The organism is Mycobacterium sp. NGS48, from assembly GCF_059812585.1.
Genome location: NZ_JCALCY010000006.1, coordinates 109730 through 134069 on the forward strand (window position 1 = coordinate 109730; position 24340 = coordinate 134069).

The following is a 24340-nucleotide window of genomic DNA, read 5'->3' on the forward strand; positions in this document are numbered from 1 at the left end:
CGAAAGTGTTGGTCATAGTCCTTCGATCCAGTTGTTGAGCAGGGCTGCCCCGGCGTCCCCGCTCTTCTCCGGATGGAATTGGGTGGCGGCCAGCGGTCCGTCCTCGACGGCGGCCAGAAACGGTACCTGATGGGTGGCCCACGTCAGTAGCGTGTCGGCGTCGCCCGTCCAGCATTGGGCGGCGTAGGAGTGCACGAAATAGAACCGGTCGTCGGCACTGAACCCTTTGAACAGTGCGCTACCCGGAGCGGCGGCCACCGTGTTCCAGCCCATGTGCGGGATCACCGGGGCGTCGAGCCGGGTGACAACACCGGGCCATTGCCCGCAGCCGTCGGTTTTCACCCCGAATTCGATACCGCGGGCGAACAGGATCTGCATACCGACGCAGACACCCAAGACGGGGCGGCCGGCCGCGACGCGTTCCGCGATCACCCGTTCGCCGCCGATCCCCCGCAACCCGGTCATGCACGCCTCGAACGCGCCGACGCCGGGTACCACCAGACCGTCGGCGGCTGCGGCCGCGTTCAGATCGGAGGTCACCTCCACCGAGGCGCCGACCCGTTGCAGCGCTCGCTGCGCAGACCGCAGGTTGCCCGACCCGTAGTCGAGGACGACCACCGATTTTGTTGTCACAAAGCACCTTTGGTGGATGGCACCCCCGACACCCGCGGGTCGGGTTCGACGGCGTGACGCAACGCTCGGGCGACAGCCTTGTACTCGGCCTCGGTGATGTGGTGCGGGTCGCGGCCATACAGGACACGAATGTGCAACGCGATACGCGCGTTGTTGGCCAGTGTCTCGAACACATGCCGGTTGACGACGGTGTGGTAGGGCACGGTGTTGCCGGCGATGGTGAAGTGCCGCAGGTGATCCGGCTCGCCGGTGTGCACGCAGTAGGGTCGCCCGGATACGTCGACAGCGGCATGGGCCAGCGCCTCGTCCATCGGGATAAAGGCGTCCCCAAACCGGCGGATGCCGTTCTTGTCGCCGAGAGCTTGGCCCAACGCTTGTCCGAGCACAATGGCGGTGTCCTCGATGGTGTGGTGTGCCTCGATCTCGACATCACCCTTGGCTCGCACAGTCAGATCGAAGCTGGCGTGGCTGCCCAGCGCGGTCAGCATGTGGTCGTAGAACGGGATACCGGTGTCGATCTGAACCTGGCCGGTGCCGTCGAGGTCGAGTTCGACGACGATGTCGCATTCTTTCGTGGTGCGTTCCACACGCGCGTAGCGGTTCTCGCTCATGACGCTCCTAGGGGCTGGGTAGAGGCTGGGCCAATTCGGTGACAGCGATCAACGCGCTGGCTTTTAAGAAGATGTCGTTCTCCTCGGCCAACCCGGTGGTGACCCGCAGATAGCCGGGAATGCCGACGTCGCGGATCAGCACGCCGGCATCGAGGTAGCGCTGCCAGGCGGTGGGTGCGTCGGCGAACTGTCCGAACAACACGAAATTCGCGTCACTGGACACCACCCGAAACCCTAAGCCGCTCAACGTATCTGATACCCGTTCACGTTCGGCGATCAGGGTGGCGACGCTGCCCAGCGTGTCGTCGGCGTGCCGCAGCGCCGCCCGCGCGGCGGCCTGGGTCAGCGACGACAGGTGGTAGGGCAGCCGCACCAACAACATGGCCTCGATCACCGCCGGGGTGGCGATCAGATATCCCAGCCGACCGCCGGCAAAGGCGAAGGCCTTGCTCATGGTGCGGGTGACGATCAACTTGGTCGGATACTCATCCACCAGTTGGATCGCGCTGGCCCGTGACGAGAATTCGCCGTAGGCTTCGTCGAGGATCAATATTCCCGGCACGACATCCAGCAGCTGCCGCAGCTCCGATAACGAAACGCTCTGCCCGGAGGGATTATTGGGGCTGGCGATGAATACCACGTCGGGTCGGCGCTCGACCACCGCGGCGACGGCGGCCTCGATGTCCAGGCTGAAGTCGTGCGCCCGCACCGTCTCGACCCATTCCGTGCGGGTGCCATCGGCGATGATCGGGTGCATCGAATACGACGGGACAAAGCCGATCGCGCTTCTGCCCGGCCCACCGAACGCCTGCAGCAACTGCTGCAAGATCTCGTTGGAGCCATTGGCGGCCCAGAGGTTTTCAACACTCAGCTGAACGCCGGTCTGTGCGGTCAGGTAGCCGGCCAGATCCCTGCGCAGTGCCACCGCGTCGCGGTCGGGATAGCGGTGCAGGTCGGCGGCAGCGTCGCGCACCGACTGCACGACGTCGTCGATCAGCGCCCGGGTGGGCGGGTGCGGGTTTTCGTTGGTGTTCAGCCGCACCGGTACCGCCAACTGCGGTGCGCCGTATGGTGATTTGCCGCGCAGGTCTTCGCGCAGCGGCAAGTCGTCGAGTGTCACCGGCTTTCGGCTCATCGTTCGAACCTCCGACGGACCGCCTCGCCGTGCGCGGGCAGATCCTCGGCTTTGGCCAACGTGATGACATGGCCCGACACGTCTTTGAGCGCCGCCTCGGTGTAGTCGACGACGTGGATGCCGCGCAGAAAGGTCTGCACTGACAGGCCGCTGGAGTGCCGGGCACAGCCCGCGGTCGGCAACACGTGGTTGGAGCCTGCGCAGTAATCGCCGAGGCTGACCGGGGACCAGGGCCCGACGAAAATCGCCCCGGCCGAACGGATCCGGGCTGCAACGGCGCCCGGGTCCTCGGTCTGGATCTCCAGGTGCTCAGCGGCGTACGCATTGACGGCACGGATACCGGCGTCGAGGTCGTCGACCAGGATGATCGCCGATTGCGGCCCGCGCAGCGCGGCGGTCACCCGCTCCCGGTGCACCGTGGTCTGCACCTGGCTTGCCAGCTCGGTGTCGGTGGCGTCGGCCAGCGTGGCGCTCTGCGTGACCAGCACACTGGCGGCCATCTCGTCGTGCTCGGCTTGGCTGATCAGGTCGGCAGCGACATGGGCCGGGTCGGCGGTGTGGTCAGCCAGGATGGCGATCTCGGTCGGTCCGGCCTCGGCATCGATGCCCACCCGGGAGCGGCAGAGCCGCTTGGCCGCGGTGACGTAGATGTTGCCGGGGCCGGTGACCATGTCGACCGGTGCCAGCTCGGCACCATCGGTATCGACGCCGCCATAGGACAGCAGGGCCACCGCCTGCGCTCCGCCGACGGCCCACACCTCGTCGACGCCGAGCAGTCGGGCGGCGGCCAGGATCGTCGGGTGCGGAAGGCCGTCATACGCGGCCTGCGGCGGGCTGGCCACCACCAGCGACCCGACGCCCGCGGCCTGCGCCGGCACCACGTTCATCACCACGCTCGACGGGTACACCGCGTTGCCGCCGGGCACGTACAGGCCGACCCGCTCGACGGGAACCCAGCGCTCGGTGACCGTCGCGCCCGGGCCCACGGTGGTGGTGTGGTCGGCTCGCCGCTGATCAGCGTGTACGGCGCGGGCGCGGTCGATCGCCACCTGCAGTGCGTCGCGGACCTCAGCCGCCAGGCCGGCCAGGGCCGCGTCCAGCTCGGCGGCCGGCACGCGTATCGCTGCCGGCCGAACCCCGTCGAAGGACTCGCCGAACTCCAGCGCGGCCTCGGCGCCCCGCTCGGCGACCGCCTCGACGATCGGGCGCACGGTCGGCAGCACAGCGTCGACGTCGGCGCCACCACGCGGCAGCGCGGCGCGCAGCCGGGCGGCCGATAAGTCGGCGCCGCGCAGGTCGATGCGGGCCATCAGGTTCACGCTGACCATTGTCCCAGAGCAGGCCAAATGGTTATCGGACCGGTACAGTGACCGCCATGTCCGCCACCGACCGCCCGAACGACGACGCGAAGCTGCCGGTTATCTTTCCACCGTGGCTGGACCGGCTGCAGATCAAGTACATGAACCCGGTGGTGAAGATGGTCGCGCGTTTCCTGCCCGGCACCTCGATCATCAAACACCGAGGTCGCAAGTCTGGTAAGCCGTACGAAACCGTCGTCACCACCTATCGCAAAGGCAACCTGCTGGCCATCGCGCTGGGCCATGGCAAGGCCGATTGGGTGAAAAACGTGCTGGCCGCCGGTGAGGCCGACGTGCGGATCTCCCGGCGTGAGGTGCACGTGACCAACCCGCGGATCCTGCACCCCGGCAGCGGCGGCGACGGGCTGCCCTGGCTGGCTCGCGTGCAAGGGCGCCGGGTGGCGGTCCTGGTCGCTGATATCGCCTGAGGGCGCGTTCTCACACGTTGAGATTGCTCCCAGGGTCGTGAATCAGCGCTCGATCACAGCCCTGCCTGCAATATCAACGACGTGAGCCGTCGGACGATGTCGACCGATGAGCTGCTTCAACTGACCCGCTCTACCACCGAACAGAAGCCTGTTCGTTGGGCTTCGCCGACCAGCCGCATTTCACCCGCATGCTGCGCGAGCATGTCGGCCACCCGCCGAGAGCACTGAGCCGTACTTTGCAGTCAACCCGCGCCAAATGATCCTTACTTTGAAGAGTAAGAGTAAGATGGCCGCATGCGAATCACCAGCAAGGGGCAGGTGACAATTCCGCAGCACATCCGCGAACGCCACGGGCTGCTACCAGAGACCGAGGTCGACTTTGTCGAGCGTGAAGGCGTCGTGACGATCGTGCCGCGAACGAGTGACCGTCCCGATCGTGGTGATAGGGCGGTTGCCGCTCTACGGGGCAGCGGACGTCGGACGATGTCGACCGACGAGCTGCTCCAGCTGACCCGTGACTGAACCTAACCGACCGACCGGGTACCTCGTCGACTCGAACGTGCTGTTGGACGTCGCAACCGAGGACCCGCATTGGTTCCAGTGGTCGTCGGCAGCGTTGACCACCGCTGCCCGGACCGCACCCCTGCTGATCAACCCGTTGATCTACGCCGAGGTTTCGATGAATTACGACACGATCGAGGAGCTCGACGACGCCTTGCCCGAGCGCCTGTTCCGGCGAGTGCCATTGCCGTATCCCGCCGGGTTTGTGGCGGGGCGCGCTTTCCTGGCCTACCGATCTCGCGGCGGGGAGCGGCGGTCGCCGTTGCCAGACTTCTACATTGGCGCCCATGCCGCGGTGGATCAGCTCACGTTGATTAGCCGGGATGCGCGCCGATACCGCACATATTTTCCGACCGTCGAAATCATCGCTCCCTCATAACAGGCGGCGACTAAACGTCCAGTCCGACGTCGAGCACACGCACCGAATGGGTGAGCGCGCCAACCGCGAGATAGTCCACGCCGGTCTCGGCGTAGGCCGCCGCATTGTCCAGCGACAGCCCGCCGGATGACTCCAGCTTGACCGCCGGCGCATGGGCGTTACGGCGCTGCACCGCCGTCTGGGTCTGCCACACCGGGAAGTTGTCCAGCAGCACCAATTCCGGTTCCTCGGCCAATATCTCGTCGAGCTGCTCAAGCGAGTCGACCTCGACTTCGCACGGCAGATCGGGCGCAGCTGCCCGCACGGCGCGCAGCGCCGCGACCACCGAGCCGGCCGCCGCGACATGGTTGTCCTTGATCAACGCCGCATCGCCAAGGCCCATCCGGTGATTGACGCCGCCGCCTACCCGGACCGCGTACTTCTGTAGCGCTCGCAGGCCGGGCAGCGTCTTGCGGGTATCGCGGATCTTCGCCCTGGTGCCGTGCACGGCGTCGACCCAGGCCGCGGTCGTGGTGGCGATGCCGGACAGATGGCACACCAGATTCAGCATCGTCCGCTCCGCGGTGAGCAAGCCGAGTGTGAGCGTTTCGATCGTCAACAGCGACCCGCCCGGCTGCAGCCGGGCCCCATCCTCGACGCGATCGAGCACCCGATAACTGTCGGGGCCCAGCACCTCGTCGAGCACCAGCAGCGCGACGTCCACGCCGGCGATCACACCCGGCTCGCGGGTGATCAGCGATGCGGTGGCCATCGCCCCTTCCGGCACCGTCGCCAACGTCGTGATGTCCGGCCCGTAGCGGAGATCTTCGTCGAGCGCCCGGCCGATCGTGGCGCGCGCCTCGGCCGCCTCGCAGTCCGAGAGGGCCATCAACACACCGCAGCCAGCGCCGCGGCGTGCACTGTGTTGTCTTCAGCCAGCCGCACGACGACGCTGCGCGCCTCGCTGGGAGCAGTCTGCGGGTATTCGGCGCGGTGATGGCAGCCGCGGCTTTCCTCCCGGGCCAACGCAGCAACGGCCACCGCGCGGGCGGTCACGGTCAATGCGACGTCTTCGAGATCGGCGCGGTTCATCAAACTGCGCACCGGCGCCGCCGAAAGTGTGTCGGCCAGCCGGTGCAGGCCATCGGCGTCGCGGACTACTGAGGCATCACGGGTCATCGCCCCCTGTAAGAGGTTGCGCGCCAATGCCGCAGCGACCGGTAATGCGGGCAACTGAGCGCGCGACGGCCCGGCTGCCGCCGCATGCGCGGCCGCTGCTCTTCCGGCCCGGCCCCCGACGACCAAGCCTTCCAGCAAGCTGTTGGACGCAAGCCGGTTAGCGCCGTGCATCCCGGTTCGCGCCACCTCACCGGCCGCGAACAATCCGGGAAGTTCGGTAAGCCCGTCGACATCGGTGACAACACCGCCACAGCTGTAGTGCGCGCCGGGAACGACCGGAATCGGTTGCCGCACCGGGTCGATGCCGGCGGCCCGGCATGCGGCGGTCACGGTCGGGAAGCGGGTCTCGAAGCCGGCGATGGCGCGGGCGTCGAGGTAGGCACACGGGTCGCCGGTGGCGCGCAGCCGCGCGTCGATTGCGGCGGCGACGACGTCGCGCGGTGCCAGATCCCCCATTGGATGCACACCTGCGGTGATCGAATCACCTTGGGCATCAAGCAATACCGCGCCCTCCCCGCGAATGGCCTCGGTGACCAGGGGGCGGCGTCCGCCGCTGTGGCCGTCGAACAGCATCGTCGGGTGAAACTGGATGAACTCGATGTCGCTGACCGCTACGCCGGCCCACAGCGCCAGCGCGATGCCGTCCCCGGTGGATCCTTCGGGGTTGGTGGTCGCGGCGTAGAGATGCCCCAATCCGCCGGTGGCCAAGACCACTGACGGCGCGTGAATGATGCCGGGGCCGTCGGCGTTGGCGACCAATACCCCGGTCACATATGAGTCGTCGCGCAGCACTCGCAGGACCGCGTGGTTGGTGCGGATGTCCAGCACGCTCGCCGCATGGTCGAGCACCCGTTGCACCTCGGCGCCGGTGGCGTCACCGCCGGCGTGCACGATGCGCCGGCGCGAATGTCCGCCTTCCCGGGTCAGCGCCCACTGTCCCGGCCGCGACTCATCGAATTGCGCACCGTTGCCGACCAATTCGGACACCGCCCGATACCCGTCGGCGACGATCGAGGCCACTGCATCGGGATCGCACAGGCCCGCCCCGGCGGCCAGGGTGTCGGCGACGTGGGCTGCCACCGAATCTCCGGTCTCCGGCAGCACCACCGCGATACCGCCCTGCGCGTAGTGCGTGGCGGTGACCCCGGGCGTGCGGTCGGCCTTGGACAACACGACGACACGCCTGCCGGCCCGTTGGGCGGCCAACGCGGCGGCGAGGCCAGCGACGCCGGTGCCGATGACGACGACATCGGCCCGTTGCTGCCAGGCCGGTCGAGTGATCATTCGGCGCCGCCGGGCTGGCCGATGGCGATCATCCGTTGCACGCTCTGCCGTGCCAGCCGTGCTGTTTCGGGATCGACGTGAACTTCGTCGGCGCCCTCGACCAAACAGCGCAGCAACGCCGCCGGGGTGATCATCTTCATGAACTTGCACGACGCGCGGTCGTTGACCGCTTGGAAATCGACCCGCGGGGCGGCATTGCGCAGTTGGTACAACATCCCCACCTCGGTAGCAACCAGCACCTGACGAGCCCCGGTCGTTCGGGCGGCGTCGAGCATGCCGCCGGTGGACAAGATCTTCACCCGCTCTTCCGGAAATGCGCCCTCGCCAGCCAGATACAGAGCCGAAGTGGCGCAACCACATTCGGGGTGCACGAACAGTTCTGCGTCAGGATGCTCGCGCGCTTGATCGGCCAGCTCGTCGCCGTTGATGCCCGCGTGCACGTGGCATTCGCCGGCCCACACGTGCATGTTCTGGCGTCCGGTCACCCGGCGCACATGGGCGCCGAGGAACTGATCCGGGCAGAACAGCACCTCGCGATCCGGATCGATTGAGGCCACCACGTCGGCAGCATTCGACGAAGTGCAGCAGATGTCGGTGAGCGCTTTCACCGCCGCACTGGTATTGACATACGAGACGACCGCGGCGCCCGGATGGTCGTCCTTCCAAGCCCGCAAGTCCTCGGCAGTGATCGAATCCGCCAGTGAGCAGCCGGCCCGCTGGTCGGGGATCAGAACGGTCTTGTCGGGACTGAGGATCTTGGCCGTCTCGGCCATGAAGTGCACACCGCAGAACACGATGGTGTCTTCCGGCGCCTCGGCAGCGACCCGCGACAGCGCCAGTGAGTCGCCGACGTGGTCGGCGATGTCCTGGATCGCCGGAAGTTGGTAGTTGTGCGCCAGGATTGTCGCGCCGCGAAGCTCGGCCAACCGGCGGATCTCGGCCGCCCACAATTCGTCGGCGTCCACGCCGGAGTAACCGGTGGGTGAGTCGGTGATACGCGCGAGCAATTCGTCGCCCAGCGCGTCCGTGCGATTCAGGGTCTCCGTCATGAGCGCCGCTCCTCCTCATCGCTTCGCTCTGCATCGTCGTTGGCGCGGGTCATCGCCCGTCCTTTCGCGCCGATCAGGTTTTCGTCTTACAATCGAAAACGTGGTTCATACTAGCACCGAGCACGAGGTGCTCGCTGTCGTGTTCCAGGTTCGCGGGCTTGAATTGGGGAATCCCCAGCTCAACGTGCTGCTGTGGGAACGGGCCCGTGATCCGCAGCGGGGCGCATGGTCGCTACCCGGCGGGCGGCTGCGCCACGACGAGGACATGACGACCTCGGTGCGACGCCAGTTGGCCGAGAAGGTTGACCTGCGTGAAGTCGCTCACTTGGAGCAACTCGCTGTGTTCTCCGACCCAGCACGGGTGCCGCGCACCCGCACCATCGCGTCGACGTTTTTGGGCTTGGTGCCCTCCCCCGCCACCCCGGAACTGCCGCCGGACACCCGCTGGCATCCGGCGGCCAAGCTTCCGGCCATGGCGTTCGACCACGGGCCGATGGTGGACCATGCCCGGGCCCGGCTGGTGGCCAAGATGTCCTATACGAACATCGGATTCGCGTTGGCACCAAGGGAATTCGCGGTCTCAACACTTCGCGACATCTACAGCGCCGCACTGGGCTACCAGGTCGATGCGACCAACCTGCAGCGGGTGCTGGCCCGCCGCGGCGTCATCACCCAGACCGGCACCATCGCGCAATCCGGGCGCAGCGGCGGGCGCCCGGCGGCGCTGTACCGCTTCACCGACTCGCAGCTGCGGGTCACCGACCAGTTTGCCGCGCTGCGGCCGCCGGGCATGACTTAAGCGAGTCGACTGGATTCTTAAGCCCTTCTTAAGTAACAATGCCCCGATGGACATTGGCAGCCTCGCGACCACATCGACCGGTGCCGAATGGATCGGCCGGCCCCAGCATGAGGAGTTGCAGCCCAAGGCTTGGCCCGTCCTACCGTCGAGGGATCCCTTCTACCAGCCGCCACCAGGCTTCGAGCACGCCGTGCCGGGCACCGTACTGCGGTCGCGCGATGTCGAACTGGCGTTTCTGGGTCTGATCCCGCAGCCCATCACCGCCACCCAGCTGCTGTACCGGACCACGGACCGCAATGGCGATCCGCAGACCACGGTGACCACCGTGATCGTGCCCGCCGACCTCAAGCCGGGCCAGGTCTGCCCGCTGTTGTCCTATCAGTGTGCGATCGACTCGGTGTCCTCCCGCTGCTTCCCGTCCTATGCGCTGCGCCGCCGCGCCAATGCCGTCGGCTCGTTTGCGCAGCTGGAGTTCCTGCTGGTCAACGCGGCTCTCGCCGAGGGCTGGGCGGTCTCGGTGCCCGACCACGAGGGGCCCCACGGCTGGTGGGGCGCGCCGTATGAGCCGGGCTATTACGTGCTCGACGGGGTCCGGGCCGCGCTGAGCTCGGAGCGCCTGGGGCTGTCCCCGTCGGCGCCGGTCGGACTCTGGGGATATTCCGGCGGCGGCCTGGCGACCGCCTGGGCGACCGAAGTCTGCGCCGAATACGCACCCGAGCTCGACATTGCCGGTGCCGTGCTCGGGTCGCCCGTCGGCGATCTGGGCAACACCTTCCGCAAGCTCAACGGCGGTCTCTTTTCCGGTTTGCCCGCCCTGGTGGTGGCCGCGCTTGCGCACATCTACCCCGACCTGGACCGGGTGATCAAAGAGCACACCAACGACGAGGGCCGCGCGTTGCTGTGCCGGCTGGAGACGATGACGACGGTGGGCGCCGTGATCCGGATGGCGCGCAAGGACATGGGCGACTTCCTCGACCGGCCGCTCGGCGAGGTCCTGGACATGCCGGAGGTCCAGAACGTCTTCGACAACATCAAGCTCGGCACCACGGTGCCGACGCCGCCCGTGCTGATCGTGCAAGCCGTGCACGACTACATCATCAACGTCGACGACATCGACGAGCTGGCCGATGCCTATTCGGCCGGCGGCGCCGACGTCACCTACCATCGCGACGCGTTCTGTGAACACCTGCTGCTGCATCCGCTGTCGGCGCCGATGACGCTGCGCTGGTTGCAGGACCGCTTCGCGCGACGCCCGTTGAACACTCGTCGGACCAGGACCAAGTGGCCGACCATGTTCAACCCGGCGACCTACACCGGCATGGCGCGGTTGGCCGTGATCGCGGCGAAGGTGATCACGGGACGGACGGTGGACCGGCGTCCGCTGTGACCGGCTCGGGCGCCCGCGGTGTGACCGCGGGATAGCCGCCGAGATCGTCGCGGGCAGTCGCGGCGGCCAGCACGGCGTAGACCAGCGCGACGGTGGCAACAGGCAACAGCAGGGTGCACGCGATCTGCAGTGGGGCCTGGCCGAAGAACACCGGCGGCGCCTCGGTGAAGTAATACACCCGGTGCTGCTCGGTCACCGGAGCGGCAGCGAAATCCGTTGCGCCATAATGGGTGTGCACCAGCAGCGCACCTGCCGTCGTCGCCGCAGCCGCGGCGCCCAGCACACCGATGCACAGCGCGCCGACCATGCCCGGGCCACGGTGTGCCCGCCACTGCCATAGAAGCACCGCCGCCAGCACGGCGACCATATTCAACAGCCCGAGCATCAGAAACGCGGCGACGAAGAAGTGGTCGGATTCGTTGCCGAGGTAGTCGTGCACCCGATCCCCGTCGTGGGTCAATGCCACCACACCGTGGACGGCCGGGGCCAGCCACGCCCACAGCGCACCGATCAACACCCCCGTCACCAGTAAGCCGACCACTACGACGACGACCGCCCGTCGCCGCGAGGTGCTCGGCGGCGCGGCCGGCAGACCGGTGGGTTCGGTCACCGCTGCCCGTCCAGCTCGGCCGAATCCACCACGCCGTGTCGTGAACACTTCGCCCACCAACCGTCGGGACGGACCTGCACCACCATCCGGCGACCGCATTCGGCGCAGAACCGCGGCGGCTCCAACCCCAGCTGGGCCGCCGTGGGCACCGACGTGCCCGCCTTGGCTCCGGTGTAGATGTTGTAGACGCCGGCCCCGACCGGACCGGGCAGATCGACGACCATCACAGGCTGGCGTTGAGCGCCTTGATCGGCATCTGCAGATCGTCGAGCAGTTCCAAGTCGGCCTCGGCTGGACGGCCCAGTGTGGTCAGGTAATTCCCGACAATCACCGCATTGATGCCGCCCAGGATGCCCTGCTTGGCGCCAAGGTCGCCGAGAGTGATCTCCCGACCCCCGGCGAAGCGCAGCATGGTGCGCGGTAGCGCCAGCCGGAAGGCGGCGACGGCCCTCAGCGCGTCGGCGGCCGGCAGCACCTCCAGGTCGCCGAAAGGGGTGCCGGGCCGCGGGTTCAGGAAGTTCAGCGGCACCTCGTCGGGGTCGAGGTCGGCCAGATTGGCGGCGAACTCCGCGCGCTGCTCGAGTGTCTCCCCCATCCCGAGGATGCCGCCGCAGCACACCTCCATGCCGGCCTCGCGCACCATCGACAGTGTGTCCCAACGCTCTTCCCAGGTGTGCGTGGTGACGACGTTGGGGAAATGCGAGCGGGCGGTCTCCAGGTTGTGGTTGTAGCGGTGGACGCCCATCGCCGACAACCGGTCCACCTGCTCCTGCGTCAGCATCCCCAGCGAGCAGGCGATCTGTATGTCGACCTCGTTGCGGATTGCCTCGATGCCGGCGGCAACCTGTGCGAGCAACCGCTCGTCGGGTCCGCGCACCGCGGCGACGATGCAGAATTCGGTGGCGCCGGTCTTGGCTGTTTGTTTAGCCGCCTCGACCAGGCTCGGGATATCCAGCCAGGCGCTGCGCACCGGCGAGGCGAACAGCCCCGACTGCGAGCAGAAATGGCAGTCCTCCGGGCACCCACCGGTTTTCAGGCTGATGATGCCCTCGACCTCGACGTCGGGCCCGCACCAGGCCATCCGCACCTCGTGGGCCAGCGCCAGCAGCTCCTCGAGCCGGTCGTCGGGTAGCTGCAGCACGTGCAGCACCTGGTTTTGGCTCAGGCCCTCGCCGCGCGTCAGCACCTGCTGTCGTGCGATGGTGAGGATGTCCGTGCTGCCGGTATCGGTGGTCGGTCGCGTCGCCGCCTGGGTCACCAAGTACTCCCGTCGCTGCCTTACTTGAACGGTGTTCAGGTTAGGCTAGCGGCGTGCAGCTGCACAAACGTGACGTGATCGAAGCCGCCGCCGCGATCCTCGACCAGTACGGGATCGCCGATCTGACCATGCGTCGGCTGGCGCGTGAACTGGGCATCACTCCGGGCGCTCTGTACTGGCATTTTCCCGACAAGCAGCGGCTGCTCGGCGCCGTCGCCGACCACGTATTGCGGCCGGCCGACATCGCTGCCGGTCTTGGCGCCGATGTCGATTGGCGCCGCCGGGTGCGCACCGTGTGCTCACGAATGCGCGACGCACTGCTCTCCCACACCGATGGCGCTGAGCTGGTCTCGGCGAGCTTTGCCGCCGGACAATCGCGCGGAGTCAGCCACATTCTGGTGGTGTTGGCCGACGCGGCCGCCGAAGCCGGGCTTGGCCCCGAACAGTCCGAGTTGGCCGCCCGCACGATCCTCTATTACGTACTCGGAGCCACCGCCGACGAGCAGTCCCGCTTGCAGTGGGACGCCGCCGGCGCGGTGCCCGAGACGCAGTCACTGATCGAGCCATCGGCGGACCCCGGCAGCGGATTCGACTTCGGGCTGCGATTGCTCATCGACGGCATAGCGGGTCAGACGGCGACCGGCCGGGTGTTGTCCGGCATGGTCGGTGCCATTGCTCCGCGGTAAGCCGGCCGTACTGTCGGGGTAGCTTGGCCGTAGCGGTGAGATTCCGACCGCTCCACACAGCCAGGATCGCCGAGAGCATGACGACACTCAGCACTTCGCACGTCGACTACATGGCGCATCATTACCTGCTGCTGGCGCTTCCTGCGTTCCTGCCGGCAGTGATCGTCGTCGGTGTCGTGCTGTACGTCGCGCTGCGGGACCGGCGCCGGGCCCAACCGGAGGCCCGGCCACCGGCCGACGACAAGCCCCAGTAACCGGGTCGGCTGTCGAATCGCCCGAAGTTTCAATTTGGGGAGGATCGGCAACCTACTGTGGGGTCAGTTACCTATAGGCGATCAGTTCTCCCGGGGCGGCCCGGCGCAATTGGGAGGAGATGGCGGTGCAAGTAGCGGTTCTCGCGGAGGCGCCCGCAGGCGGTGCGGGTATCGGCCAGGTGATCGGTCTCGCGATCGCCGCGGCGGTGGTAGCTCTGCTGATGCTGTGGGGCGGCTACGCCCACCGCACGCACAAGATCAGTTGGCTGACTCGCGTCGGCGAGCGGTTGGGCCAGCGGTTCGATCGTCCTTCCTGGGTCGCCCTGCCGGTTCTGGTGTTCACCACCTCGATCATCTGCGCCCTGTTCGGCTTCATCTGGGATGTCAGCTGGCATATCGGCAACGGCCGTGATCCCGGGCCGTTGGCCAACCCCGCGCACTACTTCATCATCATCGGCCTATTCGGGATCTTCTTTGCCGGCATGTTGGCGGTGGTGATGCCGTTCGAGAAGCCGGGACCGGCGGCGATGCGCATCACCCACGACTGGTACGCGCCCGTCGGCGGATTGCTGATGGCCGGCTGCGGCCTGTATGCGCTGATCGGCTTCCCCCTCGACGATATTTGGCATCGCATCTTCGGCCAGGACGTCACGCTCTGGGGCCCCACGCATTTGATGATGATCGGCGGCGCGGGGTTCTCTCTGTTCGCGGTGCTGATGCTGGAATACGAAGGCGGACGGGCATTACCGGACACACCCGAACAAGGTGCTTTCGCAAAAGAGGAGCGCCGGTTCATCAAATTCCTGCGCTACTTGTCGTTCGGCGGATTGCTGATCGGCATGTCGGTCTATCAGATCGAGTTCGATTTCGGCGTCCCACAGTTCCGGCTGGTATTCCAGCCGATGCTGATCGCCGCTGCCGCAGCGCTCGGCACCATCGCGGCGCGCCTGACGATGGGGCGGGGCGCGGCCATTATTGCGGCGCTGTTCGCGATTGCGCTGCGGGCCGGTGTGGCGGTGCTGGTCGGTCCGATTCTGGGAGCCCCGATCAACTGGTTCCCGCTGTATCTGGGTCCGGCGTTGGTTGTCGAGTTGCTGGGCCTCACTCCGTTGATCCGACGTCCGATTCTGTTCGGCGCCGTCGCCGGTTTGGGTGTGGGAACCGTCGGGCTGTGGCTGGAGTCGCTGTGGATCGGCGCGGTGTATCACTACCCGTGGCCGGTCACCATGTGGGGCGCAGCCCTGGCCATGGCCGTGCCGGCGGCAGTGCTGACCGGGATCTGCGCGGCGATGTTCGGCATGGTGCTGACCGGCCAACGCCTGCCGGGCCGGGCGATCGGCATCGCGACCGTAGTAGTCACCGTGCTGGTGCTCGGCGGCGCGGTAGCCAACGGATTGCATATCCGGGTACCGCAACAAGACACTGCCACGATCGCGCTCACCGATCTGCCGAGCCCACCTGGACAACGAATGGTGTCGGCGGACGTGCAGATCAATCCGCCCAACCTGGTGAGTGACCACCCGGACTGGCTCACGATCCTGTCCTGGCAGGGCCGGATGGAAAATCATCGCGGCTTGTTCATCGATTCGCTCGAACGGGTCGGACCCGGGCACTACAAGTCCACCAAGCCCGTTCCGGTGTGGGGATCCTGGAAGACGTTGCTGCGCGTCCAAGACGGCTACACGATGACGGCGGTGCCGATCTGGGCTCCGGGTGACGACGCGATTCCCGCACCGGAGATTCCCGCCTTGGCCAACAGCACCCGTCCGTTCGTGCTCGAAGTCACGATCCTGCAGCGCGAACGCGACCCAGCCGTACCGGCGTGGTTGTTCACCGCCGGCGGGATCGTCGTACTGATCTTCACGCTGATGGTGATCGCCGGCCTGACCTGGGGTGCGGGCCGAATCAACGCGGCCGACAACGAGCCCGGACAGCCGGAGGAGGCGGCCGCGAAGCATTCGCGCCCACAGGCGGCATAACCGGAATAGATTGGTGCACATGATATCTCGCGTTATGCCCGCGATAACTGTTGTTGTGGTGCTGGTTTCGGGGCTGGTCGCGTGCGGGGGTGACCAAAACAAGGACAGCGCAAGCTCGCCGTCCGGACTCGACGTCAAAGTCACCATCGCCGACGGCAAGGTCACTCCGACCAACGCCACGCTGCAGGCCAAAGTCAAAGAACAGATCACCTTCCACGTCACCAGCGACGCCACTGACGAGCTACACGTGCACTCGGTACCCGATCACGAATTCCAGGTCGCGGCCGCCCCGGACCAGACGTTCCAATTCAGCGTCGACGTCCCGGGCAATGTCGACGTCGAACTGCATCACCTGGACCGGACAGTCGCGACAATCCAAGTCCGTCCGTGATTCTGGCGCGAGCCGACATTCTGGCGCACGGGCTGGGCGGCTCGAGTGATCTTCCCGTGCCGTATGCCTACGCAATGGTCGGGGCGGCGTGGGCGTTGACCTTCACGTTCGCGCTGGTCGCATTCGCTTGGCGGCAGCCACGATTCGACCCGCTCAAGCCCGGTCGCCCGTTGCCGACCGCACTGACCACGCTGGTGAATGCGCGTCTCACCCGCTGGACGGTGGCCGCGGTGGCGCTGGTGTTTGCGGCATGGGTCGTGATGGCCGGGGTGTGGGGCCCACAGACGCAGGCCAACGCTTTGCTCGGGGTGTTCTACGTGCTGCTGTGGGTCGGCTTGGTGGCGCTCTCGGTGCTGTTCGGGCCGGTATGGCGGGTGATTTCGCCGGTGCGCACGCTGTATCTGCTGCTGATGCATGTCATCCCGGCGCGGCTTCGGGGTCCGCGGCTTTCCTATCCGGAACGCTGGGGCTACCGCCCCGCTGCGGTGGGCCTGTTCGCTTTTGTGTGGATGGAACTGGCCAGCCCGAATCCCGCGTCGCTGCCGATGGTCAAAACCTGGTTGTTGATTTATGCCGTGGTGCTATTGGTCGGGGCATGGCTGTGCGGGCAGCGCTGGTTGGCCCGGGTCGACCCGTTCGGGGTCTACAGCATGGCGGTGTCCCGGCTTTCACCGATTCGCCGCAACCTCGATACCGGCCAAATCGTGGTCGGCAATCCGTTCGATCATCTGCCGTCGTTGCCGGTCCGGCCGGGCGTGGTCGCGGTGCTGGCCGTGTTGCTCGGTTCGACGGCGTTCGATAGCTACTCGGCGTCGCCGACGTGGCGCAGCTTCGCTGACCGACTCACCCACGATGCCCACGGCTTGCCGGTGACGCTGTCGTCGTCAGCGCTGCGTACCATTGGGTTGCTGGCGTTCATCGCCGTTGTGGCGCTGACTTTTTCATTGGCCGCGCGGGCAACCGGTGGGGTTGACCGTGAGCAGCGGCGGGCGTTGCCCGGGCAGATGGCGCACTCGCTGATCCCGATTGTGGTGGGCTACATCTTCGCCCACTACCTGTCCTACCTGGTGGAGCGCGGCCAGCAGGCCATCTTGGCGTTGGCTGATCCGCTCGGCCACGGCTGGAATCTGCTCGGACTGGCGCACCTGCACGTCGCCTATGTGTTGTCTCTGCATCCCACGGTGCTGGCGGTGATCAAGGTGACCTGCGTTGTCACCGGGCACATCGTGGCGGTAATTGCGGCGCACGACAAGGCATTACGGCTGCTGCCGACCGGCTACCAACTCACCGGCCAGCTGACCATGATGCTGGTGATGGTCGGCTACACCTTCACCGGTCTATATCTGTTGTTCGGCGGATAGCAGATACTCGGCACGCTTATTGCCGTCCCAGCGGCGCAGCGCAGCGAAGCTGCCGTCGATCTGTGCCGGTCGCCCCGCGATACGCAGCGCCCGGCCCAGTTGGCCACCGCCGATGCGACGGGCCAGTGTGACGTGCGGGGTCCACTGACCGGGCAAGCTGTTGGGCATCGGCGCAGGCTGCAGATGCGGCCGGGACAGGCGGTGGACCTCGTCGTGGATCGCCAGTAGGTCAGCCGTGGGCACCACCAGCCGCGCCAGCACGGCGTTGGATCTGCCGAACAGCAATGACGCCCCCACCGCGCAGCTCAGCGGCAGCCGGTCGACGATCGCGCCCAGCAGCGCATCCGTTTCCGGCGCGATGCGCTGGGCGACGACCATCGTCACGTGCGGGCGGGCCGCTGGCGCTTGGCTGGGTATCCCGGCGTCGGCCAGTTCGGCCCAGATGCCACGGATCGCCGCTTCGGTGTCGGCGTCGAAGACCAGCTCAATCGAATGAACCATCAGCCGACCAGTGTGGTCATCCAATGCCGGTCGACGGCGTGTGCGCTCATCGCGGCGAACTCGGCGGGGTCCATCGATCCGGCCCCGACGGGCAGCACCGCCCGTACCGGCGCCAGCTGCTCCAGCGCGCGCCGGTTGGACGTCTCCACCGCCCCGGCATGTTCCGGCCAACTGCCGATCACCAGACCGGCGCATGAAATACCCTGTACTGCAAGTGCTTCCAGCGTCAGCGCGGTGTGGTTGAGGGTGCCGAGCTCGGCGGTGGCCACCACCAGCACCGCGGCGCCGAGGTCGGCCGCGATGTCGCGCAGCGTGATGCCGTCCTGGCCGAGTTCGACCAGCAGGCCGCCGGCGCCTTCGACCAGGGTCAACCGGCGCGGCCGGTCCACAGCGCGGATGAAGTTCAGCACGTCCTCGCGGGTGGGCAAACTCATTCCAGCCTGTTCGGCCGCGGCCACCGGCGCCATCGGCTGCGGATAGCGCGCCAAGCCGGCCACCTCGTCGACTCCGGATAGCCGGGTGACTTCGGCGAGGTCGTCGTCGCCGGCCTCGGTGCCGGTCTGCACGGGTTTGCACACCGCGACGTCCACGCCGATCTGACGTGCCTGAGCGGCCAGCGCCGCGGTCGCCACCGTCTTTCCGACCCCGGTCCCGGTCCCGGTGACGACCAGGATCGTCAACGGTGTGACAGCACGTCGGTCAACACGGTGCGAGCCAGCCCGAGCTCGTCGGCGTCGAGTGACGCCCGGGCGGTCAGCCGCAGCCGAGATGTCCCGGCCGGCACCGTCGGAGGCCGGAAACAGCCCACCCGCACACCGGCGTCCAGGCAAGCGGCCGCCGCGGCCAACGCCACCTCCGGGTCGCCCAGAATCACCGACACCACCGCCGACGCGGGCTCCGCCGGCACGGCGCAGATCTCGGCCAGGGTGCGGGCATGGGTGAGCACCGCTCGCGGCCGCCACGGCTCGGCACCCAGCACCCGCAACGCCGCCAGCGCGGCGCCGACCGCCGCCGGCGCCAGCCCGGTGTCGAAAATGAACGGCCGGGCGGCGTCGATCAGGTGGTCACGCACGGCCGCCGAACCGAGCACCGCACCGCCCTGACTGCCCAGCGCTTTGGACAGCGTGGTCGTCATCACCACGTCAGGCGCACCGGCCAGGCCGAGCTCGTGCAACAGTCCCCGACCGCCGGCGCCGCGCACCCCGAGACCGTGAGCCTCGTCGACAATCAGCAGCGCCCCGTGCCGGCGGCACACCGAGTGCAGTTCGCGCACCGGCGCCAGCGCCCCGTCAGCGGAAAACACCGAATCGGTGACGACCACGGCACGCTCTTCGTCGCGCGACGCCAACGCCGCCGCCACGGCGTCGACGTCGCGGTGCGGCGTCACCACCACCCGGGCCCGCGACAACCGGCACGCGTCCACCAGCGAGGCGTGGGAGTAGGCGTCGGAAACCAGCAGCGAATCCGGACCGGACAACCCGACGACCGCGCCCAGGTTGGCGGTGTATCCCGACGAGAACACCAAAGCCGCTGCGGCGCCGGTGAATTCGGCCAGTGCTGCTTCTAATTCTTGGTGCAGCTCGGTGTCGCCGGTGACCAGCCGCGAACCCGTCGCACCGGTGCCCCAGATGCGCAGCGCAGCCACCCCGCCCTCGATGACGGCCGGATGCTGCGAGAGACCCAAATAGTCGTTGGATGCCAGGTCCAGTTCGGTGGCGACCGGCGGACGCGGCCGCAGCGAGCGCCGCAGTCCGGCATCCCGGCGCCGGTCGGCGTGCGCGTCCAGCCAGGCCAGCGGCGAAAGGTCAATCGGTGACTTCATCGCCGTTCAGCTTACGAGCGCTGCCACGTCGACCATTGCCGAGGTGACCTGCGCAATTTCGGACGGTGTACAGATGAACGGCGGCATCGCGTAGACGAGGTTGCGGAATGGCCGCAACCACACCCCGCGGTCCAGTGCGGCCGGGGTGGCCACCGCCAGGTCGACGGGCCGGTTGCATTCGATGACCCCGATCGCGCCACACACCCGCACGTCGGTCACCGAGGGTAGCCCGCGCGCGGGTTCCAGCCCGGCGGTCAGCGCCGCACTGATCTCGCCGACTCTCGAACGCCAATCCTGACCGAGCAGCAACTGCACGCTCGCCACTGATACCGCGCAGGCCAGCGGGTTGGCCATGAACGTCGGTCCGTGCATCAGCGCGCCGGCCTCGCCGGCGCTGATGGTGTGCGCGATGTCGGTGGTGCACAGCGTGGCGGCCAGGCTGAGGTAACCGCCGGTAAGCGCCTTGCCGACGCACATGATGTCCGGGCTGACGTCGGCATGGTCGGCGGCGAACAATTCGCCGGTGCGCCCGAATCCGGTGGCGATTTCGTCGAAGATCAGCAGAACCCCGTACCGGTTGCAGATATCCCGCAGGTCATGCAGATAGCGGGGATCGTGGAAGCGCATACCGCCCGCGCCCTGCACCACGGGTTCGACGACGACGGCGGCGAGTTCGGCAGCGTGCTCGGCCAGCTGAGCTTCGAATGCCGCGGTGTAGGCCGGGTCGTAGTCGCGGGGCACCTGTGGTGCGAACACCTGGGTGGCCAGGACGTCGGTCCATAGCTGGTGCATGCCACCATCGGGGTCGCAGATGCTCATCGGCGTGAAGGTGTCGCCGTGATATCCGCCGCGCCAGGTCATCAGCCGGTGTTTCCCCGGCCGCCCGCTGCTGCGCCAGTACTGCAGCGCCATTTTCACCGCGACCTCCACTGACACCGATCCGGAGTCGCTGAAGAACACTGTCTGCAGCCCGGCGGGGGTGATGTCGACAAGCAGCTGCGCCAACCGTGCGGCCGGTTCGTGGGTCAGCCCGCCGAACATGACGTGATTCAACGTGTCCAGCTGGGTGACCAGCGCCGTGTCCAGAACCGGATGGCCGTGCCCGTGGACCGCGGTCCACCACGAGCTCATCGCGTCGAGGGCCCGGATCGGTTTGCCATCGTGGATCAGCGTCAGCCACGCGCCGCGGGCACCCACAGCCACCACCGGCGCCACGGCCTCCGCGCCGATGGTGCTGTACGGGTGCCACAGGTGGGCGGCATCGATGGCGCTGATCTGCTCGGGCGTCAACGCGGGCATGGAGACTGAGCGTAAGTCGCTACGGCGACCAAACCCAAAAGCCGCCTGTTTAGCCTGGAAAAGGCGGCTTTTGCGACTGCTCGGCGGCGAAACGGGTGCCAGCGGTCACCGCGCGGTCACGGTACGACAAATTCTCCTTCGCCGATTTAGTCACCGTGTCAATCGCCGGTAGGCTCTGTTGCAGAAGTGGTTTAAGTGGCTGTTGTGAATACAGCGGTCCGAGAGGTGGAATCCAATGAAACGCGTCTACTCCGTGACGACCAGCCTGACGATGTTGCTTGCACCGGCGGTGGTCAGCCCCGCCCTGGCGGCCGCTGACCCGCACTCATGGCCGACCGGCTATGGACAGCAGCACATCGAGATGGTGGTCCAACGCGCCCTTTCCCAGCGCGGGGTGCCGTTCGTGTACGGCGGCGGCAACGCTTCAGGGCCCACCACCGGCGTCAGGCAAAGTGCCAGCACCGCCCCGGGCACTACCGGTCTGCCTGGCACTACCGGTCTGCCTGGCACTACCGGTCTGCCTGGTACTACCGCCCTCCCGGGCGCCACGGGCCCCGGTACCGCCACTCTTCCGGGCGCCACCACCGTCCCGGGCACTACCGGCGCCGTACCGGGTGTCGGCACCCTGCCGGGTGCCGGGGTCGGAACCGCTCCGGGCACCGGGACCCTGCCCGGCGGCACCAACACCGGCACAGTCGGCTTCGACGCCTCGGGCCTGATCCAATATGCGTTCGCCGGCGTCGGGCTCAAACTGCCGCGCAGATCCAACGAGCAGTGCAGTGTCGGCCGCAAGGTCCCACCGGCGCAGGCACGCCGCGGCGACCTGATCTGCTATGGCCCTGGCGGCAGCCAAAGCGTGGCCCTGTTTTTAGGGAAAGGCCAGATGATCGAGGGCACCGAACCCGCCGTTACGGTCTCGGCGGCACGGACGACCAACATGGCGCCCTATGTGACCCGGATCATCGATTCCTGACCAAACCTCTCTTACCCCCAGACCGTGACATAAGTAGAAATTTCCGTCCGGCAAACGTTTCGGCCTCCACCGCCGAGGCCGGAAGGGGGGTGTGGGCATCCTTCCCGGAACGTGCGGGAAGGATGCCCACGACTTATCGATTCGGCCCGATGGCTGCTCAGACCACGCGCTGCGCGACGACTGGTCGAGAGCAACTCGGCGGTTAGGTAAGTTGTCTGTCGACCATGACTGTCCTGACCCCGACCCGCCCGGCGCCCTCGGCCGCTTCGGAGTCCGCACCGGCTGCGATGGGGAACCGAAAAGCCGGCTTCTACCGCCACGACCTCGACGGCCTGCGCGGTATCGCCATCGCGTTGGTCGCCATGTTCCACGTCTGGTTCGGCCGGGTGTCCGGCGGCGTAGACGTCTTCTTGGCCCTGTCGGGCTTCTTCTTTGGCGGCAAGGTGCTGCGTGCCGCGCTCAACCCGGCGTCATCCTTGGCACTGCTGCCCGAAGTGACCCGGCTGGTCCGCCGGCTGCTGCCGGCGCTGGTGGTGGTGCTGGCCGCATGCGCCGTGCTGACCATCCTGGTGCAGCCCCAGACCCGTTGGGAAGCCTTCGCAAACCAAAGCCTGGCCAGCCTCGGGTATTACCAGAACTGGGAGCTGGCCGGCACGGTCGCGGACTATCTGCGTGCGGGCGAAGCGGTCAGCCCGCTGCAGCACATCTGGTCGATGTCGGTGCAGGGCCAGTTCTACATCGCTTTTCTGCTGGTGGTCTTCGGGACGGCCTATCTGTGTCGCCGACGGTTCGGTGATCGGCTCCGGACGATGTTCGTCGTTTTACTCAGCGCGTTGACTGCGGCGTCATTCGGCTACGCGATTTTCGCTCACCAGGCCAGCCAGGCGACCGCGTACTACAACAGCTTCGCGCGTGGCTGGGAGTTGCTATTGGGGGCGCTGGCCGGTGCGCTGGTCCCGTACATCCGCTGGCCGATGTGGCTGCGCACTGTCATTTCCACCGTCGCGCTGGCCGCGATCCTGTCCTGCGGCGCACTCATCGACGGCGTCCGGGAATTTCCCGGGCCGTGGACGCTGGTCCCCGTCGGGGCGACGGTGCTGTTCGTCCTCGCCGGGGCCAACCGGCAGGCGCATCCCAGCACCCGCGACCGGTTGCCGCTCCTCAACCGGATGCTCGCCGCGGGGCCGCTGGTAACCCTGGGAGCGATGGCGTATTCGCTCTACCTGTGGCACTGGCCGCTGCTGATCTTCTGGTTGTCCTACACCGGCCATCGACATGCCAACTTTGTCGAGGGCACCGTGATATTGCTGATCTCCGGTGTGCTCGCCTACCTGACCATGCGGCTGGTCGAGGATCCGCTGCGCTATCGCGCGCCGGTCCAGGCCGCACTGGAGCCGGTCCGAACGATTTCCTGGCGAGCACGGCTGCGCCGTCCGACCATCGTGCTGGGCTCAGTGGTGGCCCTGCTCGGCGTGACGCTCACCGCGACGTCGTTCACCTGGCGTGAGCACGTCACCGTGCAGCGCGCCGGCGGCAAAGAGCTGAGCGGACTCAGTTCGCGTGACTATCCCGGTGCGCGGGCACTGGTCAAGCACGTGCGGGTGCCCAAGCTGCGGATGCGGCCCACTGTCTTGGAGGCCAGCAAGGATCTGCCACCGTCGACCAGAGACGGCTGCATCAGCGACTTCAAAAACGCTGCGCTGATCAATTGCAGCTATGGCGATCAACACGCCATCCGGACCATCGCGCTGGCCGGCGGGTCGCACGCCGAACACTGGCTCACCGCATTGGATCTGCTGGGCCGCATGCACCATTTCAAAGTGGTGACCTACCTCAAGATGGGCTGCCCGCTGTCCACCGAGGAGACCCCGTTGGTCATGGGCAACAACGCTCCGTACCCGGAATGCCGGGACTGGGTGCAGAAGACCATGGCCAAATTGGTCGCCGACCGGCCCGACTACGTCTTCACTACCTCGACCCGGCCGTGGAACATCAAGGCCGGTGATGTGATGCCGGCCAGTTATATCGGAATCTGGCAGGCGTTCTCGGACAACAACATTCCGGTACTGGCGATGCGAGACACGCCGTGGATGGTCAGGGACGGCAACCCGTTCGAGCCGGCCGACTGTCTGGCCAAGGGCGGCAGCGCGCAATCGTGCGGGATGAAACGTGCCGACGTGCTGTCCGACAGCAATCCGACCCTCGACTTCATCGAGCAGTTTCCATTACTCAAACCACTCGACATGAGCGATGCGGTGTGCCGGCCCGAGATATGTCGCGCTGCGGAGGGAAATGTGCTGATCTATCACGACGCTCACCACTTGTCCGCAACCTATACGCGCACGCTGGCAAGTGAGCTGGGGCGGCAGGTCGCCGCTGCCACCAGCTGGTGGTGACCCCCCGATTCGCAACCGCGGATAAGTT

General features: G+C 67.1%; 25 protein-coding genes and 1 pseudogene. 12 read left to right on the forward strand and 14 right to left on the reverse strand.

The genetic code is table 11. The features are described 5' to 3' along the window. Positions 1 to 12: 12 nt before the first annotated feature. From hisH to hisD, 4 genes and pseudogenes are all read right to left on the reverse strand, one after another. The gene (hisH, locus tag AC5Y42_RS13575; protein WP_499898799.1) at positions 13 to 633 is read right to left on the reverse strand and encodes an imidazole glycerol phosphate synthase subunit HisH; all 621 of its coding nucleotides are present in this window, start codon (positions 631 to 633) and stop codon (positions 13 to 15) included. Next, positions 630 to 1244, reverse strand: coding sequence for an imidazoleglycerol-phosphate dehydratase HisB (hisB, locus tag AC5Y42_RS13580; protein WP_499898801.1), 615 nt, complete (start codon positions 1242 to 1244; stop codon positions 630 to 632). The genes hisH and hisB overlap by 4 nt, the downstream gene beginning before the upstream one ends. Then, a pseudogene (locus tag AC5Y42_RS13585) lies at positions 1241 to 2379 on the reverse strand (histidinol-phosphate transaminase). The gene hisB and the pseudogene AC5Y42_RS13585 overlap by 4 nt, the downstream one beginning before the upstream one ends. Continuing rightward, positions 2376 to 3692 carry a histidinol dehydrogenase gene (hisD, locus tag AC5Y42_RS13590; protein WP_499899019.1) on the reverse strand — a complete coding sequence of 439 codons (1317 nt, stop codon included), beginning with the start codon at positions 3690 to 3692 and terminating at the stop codon, positions 2376 to 2378. Before hisD ends, AC5Y42_RS13585 begins: the two are co-directional and overlap by 4 nt. Positions 3693 to 3754: 62 nt before the next feature. Here hisD and AC5Y42_RS13595 point away from each other — a divergent pair, with 62 nt between their 5' ends. From AC5Y42_RS13595 to AC5Y42_RS13605, 3 genes are all read left to right on the forward strand, one after another. Continuing rightward, on the forward strand, positions 3755 to 4165 hold the full coding sequence (locus AC5Y42_RS13595; protein WP_499898802.1) for a nitroreductase family deazaflavin-dependent oxidoreductase: 411 nt from the start codon (positions 3755 to 3757) through the stop codon (positions 4163 to 4165). A gap of 294 nt (positions 4166 to 4459) precedes the next feature. Beyond that, positions 4460 to 4687 carry an AbrB/MazE/SpoVT family DNA-binding domain-containing protein gene (locus AC5Y42_RS13600; RefSeq protein WP_499898804.1) on the forward strand — a complete coding sequence of 76 codons (228 nt, stop codon included), beginning with the start codon at positions 4460 to 4462 and terminating at the stop codon, positions 4685 to 4687. Beyond that, the gene (locus tag AC5Y42_RS13605; protein WP_499898805.1) at positions 4680 to 5105 is read left to right on the forward strand and encodes a type II toxin-antitoxin system VapC family toxin; all 426 of its coding nucleotides are present in this window, start codon (positions 4680 to 4682) and stop codon (positions 5103 to 5105) included. Before AC5Y42_RS13600 ends, AC5Y42_RS13605 begins: the two co-directional genes overlap by 8 nt. Positions 5106 to 5115: 10 nt before the next feature. Here the strand turns inward: AC5Y42_RS13605 and nadC are convergent, their stop codons facing one another. From nadC to nadA, 3 genes are read right to left on the reverse strand one after another with little or no spacing between them, the layout of a single operon-like run. Beyond that, positions 5116 to 5973: a carboxylating nicotinate-nucleotide diphosphorylase gene (nadC, locus tag AC5Y42_RS13610; protein ID WP_499898806.1), complete on the reverse strand. Its 858-nt coding sequence runs from the start codon at positions 5971 to 5973 to the stop codon at positions 5116 to 5118. Continuing rightward, the gene (locus AC5Y42_RS13615; protein WP_499899021.1) at positions 5973 to 7544 is read right to left on the reverse strand and encodes an L-aspartate oxidase; all 1572 of its coding nucleotides are present in this window, start codon (positions 7542 to 7544) and stop codon (positions 5973 to 5975) included. Before AC5Y42_RS13615 ends, nadC begins: the two co-directional genes overlap by 1 nt. After that, a complete protein-coding gene (gene nadA, locus AC5Y42_RS13620) occupies positions 7544 to 8596 on the reverse strand; it encodes a quinolinate synthase NadA (protein WP_499898807.1) in 1053 nt (350 codons plus the stop codon). Before nadA ends, AC5Y42_RS13615 begins: the two co-directional genes overlap by 1 nt. A 100-nt stretch (positions 8597 to 8696) precedes the next feature. Between nadA and AC5Y42_RS13625 the strand changes: the two genes are divergently transcribed. Together AC5Y42_RS13625 and AC5Y42_RS13630 are read left to right on the forward strand one after the other, a co-directional pair. Further along, entirely contained in the window at positions 8697 to 9395 is a 699-nt protein-coding gene (locus AC5Y42_RS13625) for an NUDIX hydrolase (RefSeq protein WP_499898809.1), read from the forward strand. 46 nt (positions 9396 to 9441) lie between these two features. Further along, on the forward strand, positions 9442 to 10782 hold the full coding sequence (locus tag AC5Y42_RS13630; protein ID WP_499898811.1) for a lipase family protein: 1341 nt from the start codon (positions 9442 to 9444) through the stop codon (positions 10780 to 10782). Here the strand turns inward: AC5Y42_RS13630 and AC5Y42_RS13635 are convergent. From AC5Y42_RS13635 to bioB, 3 genes are read right to left on the reverse strand one after another with little or no spacing between them, the layout of a single operon-like run. After that, a complete protein-coding gene (locus AC5Y42_RS13635) occupies positions 10748 to 11392 on the reverse strand; it encodes a DUF2567 domain-containing protein (protein WP_499898813.1) in 645 nt (214 codons plus the stop codon). The genes AC5Y42_RS13630 and AC5Y42_RS13635 overlap by 35 nt on opposite strands. Further along, positions 11389 to 11616, reverse strand: coding sequence for a biotin synthase auxiliary protein BsaP (bsaP, locus tag AC5Y42_RS13640; protein ID WP_499899023.1), 228 nt, complete (start codon positions 11614 to 11616; stop codon positions 11389 to 11391). Before bsaP ends, AC5Y42_RS13635 begins: the two co-directional genes overlap by 4 nt. Next, positions 11616 to 12650: a biotin synthase BioB gene (gene bioB, locus AC5Y42_RS13645; RefSeq protein WP_499898815.1), complete on the reverse strand. Its 1035-nt coding sequence runs from the start codon at positions 12648 to 12650 to the stop codon at positions 11616 to 11618. Before bioB ends, bsaP begins: the two co-directional genes overlap by 1 nt. Positions 12651 to 12703: 53 nt before the next feature. On the opposite strand from bioB, the gene AC5Y42_RS13650 reads away from it, so the two are divergent. The 5 genes from AC5Y42_RS13650 (at position 12704) to AC5Y42_RS13670 (ending at position 17321) form a co-directional block, all read left to right on the forward strand. Beyond that, complete coding sequence (locus AC5Y42_RS13650; protein ID WP_499898816.1) at positions 12704 to 13336, forward strand: TetR family transcriptional regulator; 633 nt, start codon at positions 12704 to 12706, stop codon at positions 13334 to 13336. Between the two features lie 77 nt (positions 13337 to 13413). After that, positions 13414 to 13590 (forward strand): hypothetical protein, encoded by a 177-nt coding sequence (locus AC5Y42_RS13655; RefSeq protein ID WP_499898818.1) that lies wholly within the window; start codon positions 13414 to 13416, stop codon positions 13588 to 13590. Between the two features lie 119 nt (positions 13591 to 13709). Then, positions 13710 to 15569 (forward strand): hypothetical protein, encoded by a 1860-nt coding sequence (locus AC5Y42_RS13660; RefSeq protein ID WP_499898820.1) that lies wholly within the window; start codon positions 13710 to 13712, stop codon positions 15567 to 15569. A gap of 19 nt (positions 15570 to 15588) precedes the next feature. Continuing rightward, positions 15589 to 15960: a hypothetical protein gene (locus AC5Y42_RS13665; RefSeq protein WP_499898821.1), complete on the forward strand. Its 372-nt coding sequence runs from the start codon at positions 15589 to 15591 to the stop codon at positions 15958 to 15960. Then, positions 15960 to 17321 carry a hypothetical protein gene (locus tag AC5Y42_RS13670; protein WP_499899025.1) on the forward strand — a complete coding sequence of 454 codons (1362 nt, stop codon included), beginning with the start codon at positions 15960 to 15962 and terminating at the stop codon, positions 17319 to 17321. The genes AC5Y42_RS13665 and AC5Y42_RS13670 overlap by 1 nt, the downstream gene beginning before the upstream one ends. Here AC5Y42_RS13670 and AC5Y42_RS13675 read toward each other — a convergent pair. From AC5Y42_RS13675 to AC5Y42_RS13690, 4 genes are read right to left on the reverse strand one after another with little or no spacing between them, the layout of a single operon-like run. Continuing rightward, entirely contained in the window at positions 17298 to 17822 is a 525-nt protein-coding gene (locus AC5Y42_RS13675) for a 2'-5' RNA ligase family protein (RefSeq protein WP_499898823.1), read from the reverse strand. The genes AC5Y42_RS13670 and AC5Y42_RS13675 overlap by 24 nt on opposite strands. Continuing rightward, complete coding sequence (bioD, locus tag AC5Y42_RS13680) at positions 17822 to 18502, reverse strand: dethiobiotin synthase (RefSeq protein ID WP_499898824.1); 681 nt, start codon at positions 18500 to 18502, stop codon at positions 17822 to 17824. The genes AC5Y42_RS13675 and bioD overlap by 1 nt, the downstream gene beginning before the upstream one ends. Next, complete coding sequence (locus AC5Y42_RS13685) at positions 18499 to 19644, reverse strand: 8-amino-7-oxononanoate synthase (RefSeq protein ID WP_499898825.1); 1146 nt, start codon at positions 19642 to 19644, stop codon at positions 18499 to 18501. The genes bioD and AC5Y42_RS13685 overlap by 4 nt, the downstream gene beginning before the upstream one ends. 6 nt (positions 19645 to 19650) lie before the next feature. After that, a complete protein-coding gene (locus AC5Y42_RS13690) occupies positions 19651 to 20943 on the reverse strand; it encodes an adenosylmethionine--8-amino-7-oxononanoate transaminase (RefSeq protein WP_499898826.1) in 1293 nt (430 codons plus the stop codon). 235 nt (positions 20944 to 21178) lie between these two features. Between AC5Y42_RS13690 and ripD the strand changes: the two genes are divergently transcribed. Both ripD and sucT read left to right on the forward strand, forming a co-directional pair. After that, the gene (gene ripD, locus AC5Y42_RS13695) at positions 21179 to 21916 is read left to right on the forward strand and encodes an NlpC/P60 family peptidoglycan-binding protein RipD (protein ID WP_499898828.1); all 738 of its coding nucleotides are present in this window, start codon (positions 21179 to 21181) and stop codon (positions 21914 to 21916) included. Between the two features lie 224 nt (positions 21917 to 22140). Beyond that, positions 22141 to 24312 (forward strand): acetyltransferase SucT, encoded by a 2172-nt coding sequence (gene sucT, locus AC5Y42_RS13700; protein WP_499898830.1) that lies wholly within the window; start codon positions 22141 to 22143, stop codon positions 24310 to 24312. Positions 24313 to 24340: the final 28 nt, after the last annotated feature.